Origin of the sequence: Micromonospora sp. DT227 (genome assembly GCF_049841835.1) — a bacterium.
Taxonomy (GTDB): Bacteria; Actinomycetota; Actinomycetes; order Mycobacteriales; family Micromonosporaceae; genus Micromonospora.
On record NZ_JBNCLA010000001.1, the window covers coordinates 1,654,509 to 1,668,210 of the forward strand.

Sequence of the window (13,702 nt, forward strand, 5' to 3'; positions counted from 1 at the left end):
GTGCCCGGGTGACCGGGGACGATCGCAAGGGGCCGTGGCGCAGCTGGTAGCGCACCACACTGGCAGTGTGGGGGTCAGGGGTTCGAGTCCCCTCGGCTCCACCCTTGAAATTGCAGGTCAGCGGCCTGGTCGAGTGATCATCGACCAGGTCGCTGATTCGTTTTCCGGCCCGGCGTCTCACGGTTTCTCACATCAGCCTCGCGTGTCACATCCTGGTGCGACGTGACGCTCCCTGCCGGGCGTTGCCGTGGTGTCCCGTAGGCCGCCGTCAGCATGCCGCCGGCGGCCCGCAGAGCCTCGTCCTGCGAGTGCACGTAGGTCTTTATCGTGAAAGGCGACGTTGGCGTGCCCGAGCCAGGCGGAGATCGCCGCGGTCGTGGTTGCCCGTCCGGGCCGCCGGTCGGGCCGGCCGGGCGGCGAGTGACGCCGGTCGGGTCGCCGGCGGCCGTCAAGGGGGCCGGCCCCGGCGGCCCGATCACCGCGATGTGCCGACGCCTGGCGTCGGGCCTGGCCGTCAGCGCGAGGTGCCGACGTGCGGCGTCGGGCCGGGCCGTCAGCGGAACGCCCCGACGCGCGGTGTCGCGTCGTCCGCGCACCGGAAGGTGCCCCGCGCGGTGTCGAGCCGGGCTGTCACAGGAACGCGCCGACGCGCGGCGTCGCGCCCTCCCAGCGGAAGATCGCGGCGTACAGCGCGCGGCGGGCGGTGCTGGGCAGCGAGCCGTCGGCCTGCTGTCGGCACGGCGCGGTGCCGGCGCAGATCCAACCGTGCAGGAAGATCCGCTGCTCGTCGTCGACCAACGCGGGGACGAGGTCGGCGCCGCCCGGGCCGCAGATCCCGGTGCCGCCGGTGGTGAGCAGCGGGCGCTCCGTCCTGCCGTGGAAGTCCCACCGGTCGGTGGAGGTGAGATAGACGGTGGCGTAGCTGCAGTTCTGGTAGCCGTACCGGGAGGCGAACAGCACGAATGTGGAGCCGCGTTGGCGCAGCACCGGGTTCTCGATGATCCCGTCGCTGCGGACCAGTTCGCGGCTGACGGTGCCGACCCCGCGGGTGCCGGTGTCGTCGACCCGCAGCATCCGGATCGACGAGGGTGTCTGCTGCGTCTTGTAGAGCACGAACCGGTGGCCGTCGGCGTCCTCGAAGGGCGACGGGTCGATCACGCCGGCGGCGGCGACCGGCCGTCCGGGCACCGCGTCTTCGGCGTCGTGCGCGCCACCCGGGCAGATCAGGGGCGCGGCGCCGACCGGGGTGTACGACCCGGTGGCGGTGTCGGCGGTAGCGGCGCCGATGCACCGCTGCCCGTCCTTGCCCTTGGCCGGCGCCGAGTAGTAGAGCACCCACCCGGTGGCGGTATGGACCGCGTCCGGCGCCCACACCGCGCCGCTCTCGGCCCAGTCGGGCACCGAACCGAGCACCGCGCCCAGGTCGGTCCACGGCCCCGACGCGGTGTCAGCCCGGTACGCCGGGGCCCGGCCGCCGGTGGCGAACACGACGAAGGCGTCGCCCTGTCTGACCACTCCGGGATCGGCGATCCCGCCGGCCGGCGCGTACACCGGTTGCGGGGTGGCGGCCGCGGCGGGCGCGGCGGCGACGCCTACCGCGACCACCGCCGCCAGGACGGCGGCCAGGAACGGGCGTCGGGTCCCTCGTGGACGCATGGGTCTCCTCGGCGCGACAGCGGTGCGGCGGGTGGTGTCGGTGGGCACGGCCGAGCGTGCCGGTAGCACCGCCCGGCTGTCAACAATCGCCATTCAGTCTGGTCAATGTGGTGCTAATGTGCAGCTGCGGTAGCCGAGCTGCCCGGCCGGCGGCGATCCGGGCGATCCCCCATCCGAGCCGCGACGCGCCGGTCCGCACCCCTCGGGAAGGGATTGCCCCATGCAACACAGAAGACGGTGGTCGGCACGCAGCGCGGGCGCCCTCGTCGGCACGGCCGTGCTGCTGGTGAGCCTGGTGCCGACGGCTCCCGCCGCCGCCGCGAACGCCACCTTCAGGGCGGCGACGCTGAACATCCTCTACGAGCTCAACCAGGCCCAGTTCACCCAGGACCTGCAACTGATCACGTCCCGGGCGGACCTGGTCGGCCTCAACGAGGTGGGCAACCGCCGGGCGTTCCTGCAGGACTGGGCCGCCGCGAACGGCTGGTGGCTGTACGCGCCCGAGCCGACCCAGGCGGCCAACGAGGCGCTGCTGGCCCGCAAGAGCATGTTCGACGTGCTCGACAAGGGGTCAAACTTCGTGTGCGACACCAACGGGCCGGGCGAGGTGCCACCGGCCCGGTACAACAACTGGGTCCGCTACCGGCACAAGCCGACCGGGCGCAGCGTCTTCCACCTCAACGCGCACGCCAACGCCAGCATCGAGAGCGGCGGGCAGCCCGAGGACCTGCCGCGTACCCGCTGCGCCGAGCAGCAGTTCCAGGCCCTCAAGGACCTGGCGGCCAGCAAGAAGGACGCCGGCCAGATCATCGTCAGCGGTGACCTCAACGTCGACTTCAGCGCCGACCGCGCCTACGGGTACGCGAAGTTCCCGTGGCAGGTCTTCGAGGCCAACGAACTGCCCAACCTGCGGTCCTGCTACAACCTCTACGGCGAGAAGGGGACCGGGACGCACGGCAACCGGCACATCGACTACATCTACTTCTGGAAGCGTGTCGAGGAATACCGCGAGATGTGGATGACCGACTATGCCATCGTGGGCGGCACCAATTCCGACCACAACGGGGTGGTCGCCACCTTCAGCATCGCGCCGTGATCCCCGGGGGGCGGTGTCCCGACGAGCCCGCGGTCGTGACCGGGACCGGCGTCGTGGTCGCCGACCCGGCGGTCCGCGAGCGCGGCCGGCGAGTAGCCCGGGGCAGCAGCATGGCGGCGCCGGTCTGCCAGAACACCCACTCGGTCTTGCCGTCCTTGGGCGGCCCTGCCTGGCCACGGTCGGGTGAGGATCTCCTCGGCCCGGGCGGCGGTCTCGTAGAGCAGCCTCCACAGCGACTTGTCGCGCAGGCCGACGTCGAGGCGCCACAGCGCGGCGACCTGGTCGCGAGTCAACGCCCGGGTGGTGTCCACGGCTACCTTCGGCCGGACCCAGCCCGCGGTGGGGTCGCCGGTGATCCAGCCAGCCGACCCGCGCCACCAGGCCAGCGCCGAACGCAGTGTGGACAGGTGCCGGACCCGGGTTGGCCGGGGCGGTGGTGCCGGACGCCGCGGTGTATGCCCGCGCGAGCGTGGCTGCCCCGGCGTCGGTGTCCAGCGCGGCGAGATCCTCCCGATCTAGTGCCGCGTCATGCAGCCTTGAACGGGTGATCCGGGTGGCGGATCTTGGAGCCGGTGGCGAATCCGGTTTTGGTTTGGCGCGTTGGTTGCGCCATCGGATGTAGGCGCCGATGGCGGCGTCCTGCTCCGGGTGGCTGCGGTGGTCGGTGCCGTTGAGCGAAGTAGCCTACCGCGGCGAACTCTGCCTCGATCCAGTTCAGCCAGGACGCGTACTTCGGTAGGAACACCAGGTCCACCTGGTTGGCGGCGCACCAGGTGCGGACTTCGGGGTGCTTATGCGGGGAGAAGTTGTCGCAGATCAGGTAGAGGCGCTGGTCGGGCCAGCGGCGGCGCAGGGTCTTGAGGAAGGTCAGGAACTCGCGCCAGCGTTTCCGATCACGGATCCGGTAGTGCAGCTTGCGCCGGCCAGGTCGAGGGCGGCGATCATGTGCCGTACGCCTTGGTCGCGGGTGTAGGTGGCCCGCAGTCGCACTGGTTGTGCGACGGGTCGCCAGGCGCGGCCGGGGCGGGGTTGCAGGTTCAGCGGCCCGAACTCGTCGACGCAGATCACCCGCCCGTCGGCGGGTGGGTGGTCGTAGAGGTCCAGGATTCGGCGCATCTTCGTGGCGAAGTCGGGGTCGGTGCTGGCCTTCCACGTCTTGGTGGCCTGCCAGGAGATAGCCGCAGGTCGGCTTGGGTGATCTCGGCGGTCGGGGCCTGGATCCGGGCGGCGATGGCGGTCAGGGCGGCTTTGGTGGGCCTCGACGGGATCGGTGATTCGGGTCTCGTCGACGGGTAGCGCGGCGCACCGGTCGACCAGCGGTGGTCCCGGCTGGCTGAGGTCGTGGCGCAGGGCCTCCGGCGCAGCGACGCCCTGAGCGGTGAGGTGGCGGGCCAGTCCCGCACCGTAGGTGCCGGTGCCCTCCACCCCAACCTTGATCACCTGCCCGAATCGGCGTAGCCAGGCCAGTAGTTGCCGGTAGCCCGCCGCCGACGTGGGAAGCTCCTGGTGACGGGACCTCTTGCACAGGCTCCTGTCAGGTCACGAACGCCCAGCAGGTGAGTGCAGCAGCGGGTCACCCGGACAAGCCGACGAATCCCCTAGAAGACACCACGGTCAGTCAGAGGGTGAGTCAGACCGGCCGGGTGACCCGCTCCCACATCATCACTGTCAGGGGTTCGAGTCCCCTCGGCTCGACCCGAGCGAAAACCCCGGTGAGGAACGATCCTCACCGGGGTTTTGTCATGTCACTCCGGGCTCTGTCGCTGGGGCGAGCAGTGCCCGTGGTTATGTCCTGTTAGTGAGCGTTATTCCGTTTCGCCGCGACCGGACAGCGGTCACGGCGGTAGGCGGTGGGCCCGGCCGGCAGGTCACCGGCCGGGCCCTCCGATCAGGACTGGAGTGTCCGGCGACGCCTGGCGAGGAAGAACATGATTCCGCCCGAGGTGATCAGGAAAGTTCCCACCCCGGCCAGGGCCGGGGCCGTGCCGCCACCGGTCACCGGCAACATGCCGCCGTGTTTGCCGGGACCGCCCGGCCGGCCGGGAGAGCCAGGTGCGCCGGGGCTGCCGGGCGGCCCCGAAGGACCGGGTGCGCCGGGGCTGCCCGGGGCGCCGGGGCTGCCCGGGGCGCCGGGGCTGCCGGGTGCACCGGGGCTACCTGGTGCGCCAGGTGCGCCGGGGCTGCCGGGTGGGCCCGACGGACCGGGCGGCCCCGACGGTCCGGGTGGGCCGGTCGGTCCGGGTGGGCCGGTCGGTCCGGCGCACACCGGGGCGGTGATGACGTTGGTGTCGAGAGTGACGGCCGCGGTTCGAGCCAGTGCACGGCCCTGAAGGTTCGCGCCCGTGGCCATCGTGACCGACGCCTGGGCCATGATGGTGCCCAGGAAGGTGGTGCCCGTACCGAGCGTCGCGGAGCTGCCGATCTTCCAGAACACGTTGCATGCCGAGGCGCCGTTGATCAGGACGACGCTGCTGTTCGACGCCGTGGTCAAGGCGGAGTCGACCTGGAAGATGAACACCGCCTGGGGGTCGCCCTGCCCGTTGAGCGTCAGGGTCCCGGTCAGCTGCGCCGCCCCGATCCGGTAGACCCCGGCGTTGAGGGTGTTGCCGCCGAGTTCCGCGGGCAGGTTGGTGAACGGGGTCCGGCCGGCGGCGTCGTTGAAGGCCGTGGTCAGGTCGCTCTGGGCCTGGAGGGCGACCGCGTCGCCGAGGTGGACCTCACCGCCGATGGTCGCCGTCCCGAAGCCCGATGCGGTGTTGCCCGGGAACCTGCCGAGGCTCTGCGCGAGGAAGCTCGGGCCGGTGTTCGTGGGCTCGGCACCGGCCAGGACGGAGAAGTTGCCGGCCGTGCCGAGGTTGACCGGCGCGTCCGCCGCGCTGGCCGCGGTGGAGTTGAAGATCAGCATGGCGACGGCCACGGCGGCACTCGCGGAAGCAGCGAGTACTGACGGGGCCGCCCGCCTCAGGCGATGAACGGTTCGGACTTTCACAGAACACCCTCCGTGGGTACTACTCGCAGGGATGTCATGTGACCGGCCCTGCTCAGGTGACACGTGTGGCACAGGATGTGCATTGACCACCAAATCACCCAGCAGTGTAAATAGTTGTGCAAACGATACAATTCGACTATAGTGAGTCGATCTCAGGTGTTGGTGGGCCTCAGCCGGTCGTGCGGCCGGCGACCACCAGCGCCCAGCAGAGCGCGCCGAACCCGGCCGAGTTCGCGAGCGCGCGGAGGACGTTCCAGGCGACCCAGGTGCCCTCGAACTGCTGTCGAGCAGCGTCGAGGTCGGACGCCCCGGCCGCGGCGAGCGCGTCGTTCAGCGGGACGTTGACCGCCGCGGTGACGGCGACCATCACCAGATAGAGGGCGAGACCGACGAGGATCCACGGCAGCGCCGGGCGGCCGGCACCGCGCCAGGCCAGGATCGCCGACAACGCGGCGAGCACCGGTGTGCCCAGGAAGATCAGCAGGAACCAGCCGTTGACGATGGTCACGTTGATCCGCTGCATCGCGTCCACGAACGTGCGGTCGTCGGCCCCGCGCAGCGCCGGCATGACGGCGTAGGCGAACGCGGCGAAGAGCCCGGCCATCAGCCCGGCCCCGACCGTGGACCCGATCATCGACAGTTGCTGCACGAGTCGCATGCGCCCAGTCAACCGTCGTCCGGTGGGACGGCCCATGGTCAGGACGCGCGATCCTGTGTGTAATCGTCTCCGTGGACGCCGTCGCCGGACTGCTCGACGGGCCCCGGGCCCGGGGCGCCTTCCTGCTCCGCTCGATGCTGACGCCGCCCTGGTCGATGCTGATCCGGGACGAGGCACCGCTCACCGTGGTCGCGGTGGTGCACGGCGACGCCTGGCTGGTGCCGGCCGAGGCCGCCGCCGCGCGGCTCGGCGCCGGGGACGTGGCGATCGTGCGCGGTCCGGCGCCGTACACCGTCGCGGACGATCCGGCCACGCCGCCGCAGGTGGTCGTCCACCCGGGCCAGCGCTGCACCACGCCGGACGGGCAGGAGCTGTACGAGATGAGCCGGCTCGGCGTCCGCACCTGGGGCAACGGCCCGGACGGCCGGACGGTGCTGCTCACCGGCACGTACCCGGTCCGGGGAGCGGTCGGCCGGCGGCTGCTGGACGCGTTGCCGGCGCTCGTGGTGGTCCCGCGCGCTTCCTGGGACTCGCCGCTGGTGCCGCTGCTGGCCACCGAGATCGTCAAGGACGACCCCGGCCAGGAGGCGGTGCTGGACCGCCTGCTCGACCTGCTGCTCATCGCCGCGCTGCGGGAGTGGTTCGACCGGCCGGGAGCGGCGGCGCCCGCCTGGTACCGGGCGTACGCCGATCCGGTGGTCGGGCGGGCCCTGCGGATGCTGCACCACGATCCGGCCCGGCCGTGGACCGTGGCGTCGCTGGCCGCCGGCGTCGGGATCTCCCGGGCGGCGCTGGCCCGGCGCTTCACCGGGCTGGTCGGCGAGCCGCCGATGTCGTACCTCACCGGGTGGCGGTTGACGCTCGCCGCCGACCTGCTGCGGGAACCCGGCGCCACGGTCGGCGCGGTGGCCCGGCGGGTCGGCTACGGCAGCTCGTTCGCGCTGAGCGCCGCGTTCAAACGCCGGTACGGCACGAGCCCGCGCCAACACCGTTCGTCGACAGGTGGACCGGCTCCTCGGAAGCCGGAATGATATCCACGCCCGTCTAAGGATGGGTCCGGCGGGCCGGAGTCGAACCGGCCGCCCAGGTGTCGGAAGGGGTCGGAATGACGGAGAGCGGGCAGCGCGGCTGCTGCGGGGTCGATCGGCGTACGGTGCTGCGTGTCGCCACGCTCGGTGCGGGCGCGCTGGCGGTGGGCGGGGTGATGCCGCCCGGTGCCGCGTCCGCCGCGCCGGTCATCTACAACCCGTTCAGTGCCTACCCGATCACCGACACCTGGGAGGGGCACCTCAGCCGGGGCTCACGCGGCGGCATCGACTTCGGGATGGGGGTGGGGACGCCGCTGCCTGCCTGCGGCGCCGGCACCGTCCAGAACATCCCCTACAACGGTGACGGCGGGCACACCGTCACGATTCACCACGGTGACGGCTACCGCAGCCAGTACCTGCACCTGTCGCAGTTTCTGCTCGCCGATGGCACCGGCGTGGGCGCAGGCACCATCGTGGGTCGCTCCGGCGGCGCGCAGGGCGCGCCCGGATCGGGCAGCTCGACCGGCCCGCACCTGCACTGGCACATGATCGACCCGGCGGGGACATACATCAGTCCGCTCGAATACATCGCCCGGAATCCCGCCGCCCAGCCGCGTCAGGTGTTCGAGGCGGCCAGCAACGCCGGCTGGCGGGCGCTGCCGGTCTCCGGCAGCGGCGGCGCGGTGACCGGTTCCGCGGTGGCCTCCATCGGATCAGGCGACACGAAGATCATCTACTCGCTGAACGGCGGGCGGGTCTTCGAGGCGGCCAGCAACGCGGGGTGGCGGAACCTGTGGACCGGGATCTCCGGCGCGCAGGGCACCGCGTTGGCGGCGTTGAGCCTCGGCGGCGAGAAGCTGATCTACAGCGTCGTCGGTGGTTACGTGCACGAGGCGAGCAGCTACAACGGCTGGCGCAACCTCAACAGCGGCATCAGCGGCGTCGCGTCCTCCTCCATCTCGGTGATCGCGCTGGCCGGCGTGAAGTACGTCTACAGCATCGTCGGCGGCTACGTGCACGAGGCGCACAGCGCCAACGGCTGGCGCAACCTCAACACGGGTATCGCGGCGTCGGCGGTGGCGGCGATCACGCTGGGCGACACGAAGATCATCTACTCGCTGAACGGCGGGCGGGTCTTCGAGGCGGCCAGCAACGCGGGGTGGCGGAACCTGTGGACCGGGATCTCCGGCGCGCAGGGCACCGCGTTGGCGGCGTTGAGCCTCGGCGGCGAGAAGCTGATCTACAGCGTCGTCGGTGGTTACGTGCACGAGGCGAGCAGCTACAACGGCTGGCGCAACCTGAACAGCGGCGTCCGTGGTGACACGGCGGCCGTGCTGGCGTTCGGTGGCGTCAAGCACATCTACGCCGCCTGACCCGCCGGGCGGACGGTCGGGCCGCCGCGTGGGCGGCCCGACCGGTGGCCTCAGCGGGGACGCCGCGTCTTCGGCAGGTCGAACTGGTCCGCCCGCCGGCAGTCCTTCGGACCGCCGACCGCACCCGGACCGACCCGGTCGAGGGCCTGGCGGGCCCGGTACCGGCCCAGGTTCCAGGCGTACCAGGGGTCGGGCTGGTCGAGGTCGTCCGCGATCCAGCTCAGCGTGCAGCGGCGGACCGGGTCGGGGAGCCTGGTGAGGGCGGGCGTGGCGTCGGCGGACAGCGCGCGCAGGTACCAGGCGTCGATCTTGCCGGTCTGCTCGTACCGGAGGGTGTTGCGCCGGGCCGCGTAGTCCTCCGGGTTGAGCACCGCGAGGCCGAGCAGCATCGCCACCGCCAGCGCCACGGTGGTGCCGGGGATCCACCGGCCCCGCCACCGCACACCGGCCGCCAGGATCATCAGGAAGACCGCGCCGAGCAGCAGCTCGAACGCCATCACGAAGATCCGCTCGCCGGTGAAGCTGTAGACCTTCTGGTAGGTCCACATCCGGGACAGCGCGGACACCACGATCACCACGCTCAGCGCGCTGAGCAGCCCGAGCAGGACGCGCAGCAGGATCCGCTCGACCGCCCGCTCCCGGCCGGCCCAACGGCTCACCCCGCCGAGCACCGCCACGGTCAGCAGCGTGACGAAGAGCAACTGCCAGAAGCCGCTGCGGGCGTACTCCGCGTAGCTGAGCCCGGCGACCTTCCGCACGTGCCGCTCGCCGCCGAAGAGCACGGTGAACTGCACCACCACGAAGCCGGCGAAGAGCAACGTCAGCGCCGCGATGGCCGGCGCCCACTCCAGCAGGCCGAGTCGCCGCCCGCTCGCCCGGTCCACGGTGGACAGTTCCGGCGGGGCGGCCAGCGTGTAGACGGCGGCGACCGCGATCAGCCCGCCCACCGCGGCCAGGAACAGCCCGCGGAACACCGTGCCGAGGTCGACCTCGGGCACGACCTTGCCGAGCGCCTCGGAGAACGCCGCGTCGGCCGAGGCGAGCAGGCTGCCGAAGACCACAAGCACCACCACGGTGGCGACCACCGAGACGGTGACCTTGCGGACGGTCGCCGCCTCCGGCGAGACGGCGACGTGCCGGCGCACCCAGGGCAGCCCCCGGAACGCCGCGAACGGCGTGGCGGCCAGGCCGAACAGGATCGAGCGGACCAGCCGGCCGCCGACGATCGCCAGCGTGGCGCAGCCCAGCGCGCCGAGCACGCAGAATGTCACCAGCCACCAGGCGTTGCGGAACGCCGGCACGGCGAGCAGGGCCAGGGCCGCCGCCGCCCAGCCGGCCCGGATCAGCCGGTCGGCGCGGGGCAGCTCGGCGGCGCGGGTGCGGACCGCGAACAGCACCCCGAGGGTGAGCGTGAGCCAGCCGAGGAACCAGCCGATGCCGACCCGGCTCAGCGGGACGAAGACCGCGCTGCCGAGCGCGCCGGCGAGCACCGCGAGCGGCACCGCCCGGCCGGTGGCCGGTTTCGGGCCGGGCCAGCGCGCGCCCAGGAACGAGGTGCGGGGCGTCCGTGGCCGGGGCGCCCAACCCGGTGCCGGCGGGTAGGTGGCCCACGGTCGCATGTCCTGGTGCCCCGGCCCGGGCGCTGCTCCACCGTGGACCGGTGGAAGGACATGCCCGGTGGGTGCCGTCGGAGTGCCCGGGCCGCCCGTCGGGGCGGCCGACACGGCCGGGACGGCCGGCGTGCCGGAGGCCGTCCGGGTGGCGACCGGCGTGCCCGGGGCCGACGGCGGGCCGGCCGGTGCGGCGGCGCCCGTCGGTGCCGGCGTGCCGGGCGCCGGGGTCGGCCCGGTGCTGGTCGGCGTCGTGGCCGGGACGCTGCCCGGCGTCTGCGCGCCGCCGTCCGGGTGCGCGCCGTCCGGGCGCGTCGGACCGGCCGTCGGTGGCGTGGCGTCCGGGGGCCCGGCCGGGGCGGTGGGGGTCGGGGTCTCGACGGCCGGCGGCGCGGCCTGGGCGGGCACGCTGGACGAGGTCTCGACGGCCGGCGGCGCGGCCTGGGCGGGCACGCCGGTCGGCGTCGGCTGGCCGGCGGCCGGGACCAGCGGCACGAACAGCGCGTAGCCCTGGGTGCCGGGCGGCACGACGACCGGGATCGCCCAGGCTGGTTGGCCCTCCCCGCCGGGCCACGGCACCGGGGGCGGCGCGCCCTCCGCCGGGGGCAGCATCAGCAGGTACGGCTGTGCGGTGGGCGGCGGGTCGCCCGTCGGGGACCCGTCCGTGGGGGCGGGACGGGGCGGCTCGGAATGCTGTGCCGGCTCGGGCAAGACGCGCTCCTCGATCACAGGGTGTCGTCACTGTAGGGCCCGCCCCGACCGCTCCGCCGCCCCGGTTGTCCGTTCGGCCAGCCGAGCCTGACCGGTCGTGGCGCCGGTGCGGATCGAACCTTTGCCGCTTCCGGCCCGTACCAGTGCGCGGGAGGTCGATCACATGGGCACACGTCGCGCGCTCGTCGCGTTCGCCGTCATCGGCACGACGCTGCTGCTCACCGCCGTCCCGGCGAGCGCCCACGGCGCGCCGACCAGCCCGCTGAGCCGCGCGGCGGCGTGCGGGCCGGAGGGTGGGCGGGCGGAGACACCGGCCTGCCGGGCCGCGATCGCGGCCGGCGCGGCGGTACGGGAGTGGGACAACATCCGGGTGGCCCGGATCGACGGGCGGGACCGGGAGCGCATTCCGGACGGCGAGCTGTGCAGCGGTGGGCTCTCCGCGTACCGCGGGCTGGACCTGCCCCGGACCGACTGGCCGGCCACCACGCTCACCGCCGGCGCCCGGCACACCTTCCGCTACCGCACCACGATCCCGCACCGGGGCACGTTCCGGTTCTACGTCACCACCGCCTCGTACGCCCCGGACGCGCGGCTGACCTGGGCCGACGTGGAGCGCAAGCCGTTCCTGTCGGTGACCGACCCGCCGATCCGCGACGGCGCGTACGAGATGCCGGGACGACTGCCGGCCGGGCGCACGGGCCGGCACCTGATCTACGTGATCTGGCAGAACTCGAACACCCAGGACACCTACTACTCCTGCTCCGACGTGATCTTCCGCGCGGCCTCGCGCGCCACCCGGCCGGCCGCACCGGCGGCGAGCGCGGCGGTCCCGCGTACCCGCTCGGAGGCGGCGACCGCGGACGCGCCGGGAGTGCCGGTCGCGGCGGTGACCGGGAGCGGCCCGTTCTCCCGACCGCTGGTCGTCGGCGCGGCGGCGGCGGTGGTCGTCACCGCGCTGCTGGCGGCCGTGCTCGGCCGGCGGATGCGGCGGGCCGGCGGCCCACCGCCCGGGCGGCCGTGCGGGGTTCGCAACCATCGCGCCGGGCGGCGCCGGATCTGGTGAGTCGACGGCGGCCCGGGCGCGACCGGGTCGTCGCGCGGGCCGGTGACCGGCCGCGCAGTCACCCGACCGGTCACTCCCGCGTTGCCCCGGTGTCGGACCCGCCAGGCAACGCAGAGGAGTGTCGATGTTCCTACGTCTCGCAGTGGTACTCACGGTGCTGGCCGCCGCCGTGCCGGTCGGCCCGTCCGCGTCGGCGGCGCCACCCGTCGCCGCCGACGACTTCTCGCTGACCGTCGCGCCCGCCGCCGTCACGGCGGTGGCCGGACATCCGGCCCGGGCGACCGTCGACACGGCCACCACCGGCGGGGCACCGCAGCCGGTGGCGCTGCGGGTGACCAACCTGCCCGCCGGCGTCTTCGCCACCGTCACGCCGGCCACGGTGACGAGCGGCGCCTCGGCCACCCTGTCCGTCCAGACCTCCGTCTCCGCCCGCGCCGGCACCTTCACGCTCGTCGTCGAGGGCGTCGGCGCGGCGGTGCGGCACCAGGCGGCGCTGCGGCTCGTGGTGCGGACGCCGACCGCCGTCCGGGCCGCCTTCTACTACCCGTGGTTCCCGGAGGCGTGGCGCCAGGGCGGGCTGGACCCGTACACCAACTACCGGCCGAGCCGGGGAAGCTACACGGTGGACGCGACGGTGGTCCGGGAGCAGGTGGCGGACATGCGGTACGGCGGCATCACGGTCGGGCTGGCCTCCTGGTTCGGTCAGGGCACCACCACCGACCGGCACTGGCCGGCGCTCTTCAAGGGGGCCCGGGACACCGGGTTCGCCTGGGCGCCCTACTACGAGCCGGAGGGGAGGGGCCGGCCCACCCCCGACCAGATCGCCGCCGACCTGCACTACCTGCGCAGCACGTACGGCGGGGACCGCTCGGCGTTGGCCGTGCTGCCCGGCCGGGGCATGGTGGTCTTCGTCTACAACGCCCACGACCTGACCATGGCCGACGGCTGCGAGACCGTCGACCGGTGGGTCCGCGCCCGGTCGCTGCTCCAGCGGCTCTGGGGCGAGTCCATCTATCTCAGCCTGAAGGTGTTCTCCGGCTACCGCCACTGCGCCAACAGCGTCACCGTGGACGCCTGGCACCAGTACGCCCCGGCCCACGCCGAGGCCGACTTCAGCGGGGCGCCGGGCGGCGCGTACTCCGTCTCGCCGGGCTTCTGGAAGGCCGGGCTGCCGTACGGGCGCTCGCCGTTCCTGGCCCGGAGCCTGGACCGGTGGCGGGCCGGGGTGGCTCGGATGACCGCCTCCGGGGCGTTCTGGCAGCTCGTCACCACGTACAACGAGTGGGGCGAGGGCACGGCGGTCGAGAGTTCCGTGGGGTGCCGGGGCGTCGCGCCGGTGGGCGCGCTCTGCGACTGGAGCGGTGGCGGCCGGTCCGACTTCGTCACCGTGCTGCACGACCACCCGCCGGTCGTGACGTCCGGCTGACGTCGGCGCGCGGCGTCGACCACGTGCCGCCGAGCGACCGTGGCGTTCCGCTGTCCAATTAACGCATTGCCGCCCCGACCCGGGGCGTCCCC

11 protein-coding genes and 1 tRNA gene are annotated in these 13,702 nt (G+C 73.3%); 6 read left to right on the plus strand and 6 right to left on the minus strand.

Annotated features, from left to right (window positions below):
* The first annotated feature begins 28 nt into the window (after positions 1 to 28).
* A tRNA-Ala gene (locus ACLQ2W_RS08420) sits at positions 29 to 101 on the plus strand.
* 529 nt (positions 102 to 630) lie between these two features.
* Here ACLQ2W_RS08420 and ACLQ2W_RS08425 read toward each other — a convergent pair.
* A complete protein-coding gene (locus tag ACLQ2W_RS08425; RefSeq protein WP_425785891.1) occupies positions 631 to 1,656 on the minus strand; it encodes a family 43 glycosylhydrolase in 1,026 nt (341 codons plus the stop codon).
* A 220-nt stretch (positions 1,657 to 1,876) separates the two neighbouring features.
* On the opposite strand from ACLQ2W_RS08425, the gene ACLQ2W_RS08430 reads away from it, so the two are divergent.
* Positions 1,877 to 2,752, plus strand: coding sequence for an endonuclease/exonuclease/phosphatase family protein (locus ACLQ2W_RS08430; RefSeq protein ID WP_425785892.1), 876 nt, complete (start codon positions 1,877 to 1,879; stop codon positions 2,750 to 2,752).
* 526 nt (positions 2,753 to 3,278) lie between these two features.
* Here the strand turns inward: ACLQ2W_RS08430 and ACLQ2W_RS08435 are convergent.
* The 4 genes from ACLQ2W_RS08435 to ACLQ2W_RS08450 all read right to left on the minus strand — a co-directional run bounded on the left by ACLQ2W_RS08435 (position 3,279) and on the right by ACLQ2W_RS08450 (position 6,399).
* Positions 3,279 to 3,665 carry a transposase gene (locus ACLQ2W_RS08435; protein ID WP_425786038.1) on the minus strand — a complete coding sequence of 129 codons (387 nt, stop codon included), beginning with the start codon at positions 3,663 to 3,665 and terminating at the stop codon, positions 3,279 to 3,281.
* On the minus strand, positions 3,620 to 4,192 hold the full coding sequence (locus tag ACLQ2W_RS08440) for a hypothetical protein (protein ID WP_425786047.1): 573 nt from the start codon (positions 4,190 to 4,192) through the stop codon (positions 3,620 to 3,622). Before ACLQ2W_RS08440 ends, ACLQ2W_RS08435 begins: the two co-directional genes overlap by 46 nt.
* Positions 4,193 to 4,640: 448 nt before the next feature.
* The gene (locus ACLQ2W_RS08445; protein WP_425785893.1) at positions 4,641 to 5,669 is read right to left on the minus strand and encodes an ice-binding family protein; all 1,029 of its coding nucleotides are present in this window, start codon (positions 5,667 to 5,669) and stop codon (positions 4,641 to 4,643) included.
* Between the two features lie 241 nt (positions 5,670 to 5,910).
* Entirely contained in the window at positions 5,911 to 6,399 is a 489-nt protein-coding gene (locus ACLQ2W_RS08450) for a DUF1772 domain-containing protein (protein ID WP_425785894.1), read from the minus strand.
* Positions 6,400 to 6,470: 71 nt separating this feature from the next.
* On the opposite strand from ACLQ2W_RS08450, the gene ACLQ2W_RS08455 reads away from it, so the two are divergent.
* Positions 6,471 to 7,430: an AraC family transcriptional regulator gene (locus tag ACLQ2W_RS08455; protein WP_425785895.1), complete on the plus strand. Its 960-nt coding sequence runs from the start codon at positions 6,471 to 6,473 to the stop codon at positions 7,428 to 7,430.
* 74 nt (positions 7,431 to 7,504) lie between these two features.
* Positions 7,505 to 8,800 carry a M23 family metallopeptidase gene (locus ACLQ2W_RS08460; protein WP_425785896.1) on the plus strand — a complete coding sequence of 432 codons (1,296 nt, stop codon included), beginning with the start codon at positions 7,505 to 7,507 and terminating at the stop codon, positions 8,798 to 8,800.
* 50 nt (positions 8,801 to 8,850) lie between these two features.
* On the opposite strand, the gene ACLQ2W_RS08465 is transcribed toward ACLQ2W_RS08460, so the two are convergent.
* Positions 8,851 to 11,121 carry a DUF4153 domain-containing protein gene (locus tag ACLQ2W_RS08465; RefSeq protein ID WP_425785897.1) on the minus strand — a complete coding sequence of 757 codons (2,271 nt, stop codon included), beginning with the start codon at positions 11,119 to 11,121 and terminating at the stop codon, positions 8,851 to 8,853.
* Positions 11,122 to 11,284: 163 nt separating this feature from the next.
* Between ACLQ2W_RS08465 and ACLQ2W_RS08470 the strand changes: the two genes are divergently transcribed.
* Together ACLQ2W_RS08470 and ACLQ2W_RS08475 are read left to right on the plus strand one after the other, a co-directional pair.
* Positions 11,285 to 12,184 (plus strand): lytic polysaccharide monooxygenase auxiliary activity family 9 protein, encoded by a 900-nt coding sequence (locus ACLQ2W_RS08470; protein WP_425785898.1) that lies wholly within the window; start codon positions 11,285 to 11,287, stop codon positions 12,182 to 12,184.
* A 124-nt stretch (positions 12,185 to 12,308) separates the two neighbouring features.
* Entirely contained in the window at positions 12,309 to 13,610 is a 1,302-nt protein-coding gene (locus ACLQ2W_RS08475) for a hypothetical protein (RefSeq protein ID WP_425785899.1), read from the plus strand.
* Positions 13,611 to 13,702: the final 92 nt, after the last annotated feature.

Excerpts from the sequence above, each read along its gene's own strand:
- ACLQ2W_RS08425 (WP_425785891.1), bottom strand. The coding sequence starts at position 1,656 with ATGCGTCCACGAGGGACCCGACGCCCGTTCCTGGCCGCCGTCCTGGCG.
- ACLQ2W_RS08430 (WP_425785892.1), top strand. The coding sequence starts at position 1,877 with ATGCAACACAGAAGACGGTGGTCGGCACGCAGCGCGGGCGCCCTCGTC.
- ACLQ2W_RS08450 (WP_425785894.1), bottom strand. The coding sequence starts at position 6,399 with ATGCGACTCGTGCAGCAACTGTCGATGATCGGGTCCACGGTCGGGGCC.
- ACLQ2W_RS08460 (WP_425785896.1), top strand. The coding sequence starts at position 7,505 with ATGACGGAGAGCGGGCAGCGCGGCTGCTGCGGGGTCGATCGGCGTACG.
- ACLQ2W_RS08470 (WP_425785898.1), top strand. The coding sequence starts at position 11,285 with ATGGGCACACGTCGCGCGCTCGTCGCGTTCGCCGTCATCGGCACGACG.
- ACLQ2W_RS08475 (WP_425785899.1), top strand. The coding sequence starts at position 12,309 with ATGTTCCTACGTCTCGCAGTGGTACTCACGGTGCTGGCCGCCGCCGTG.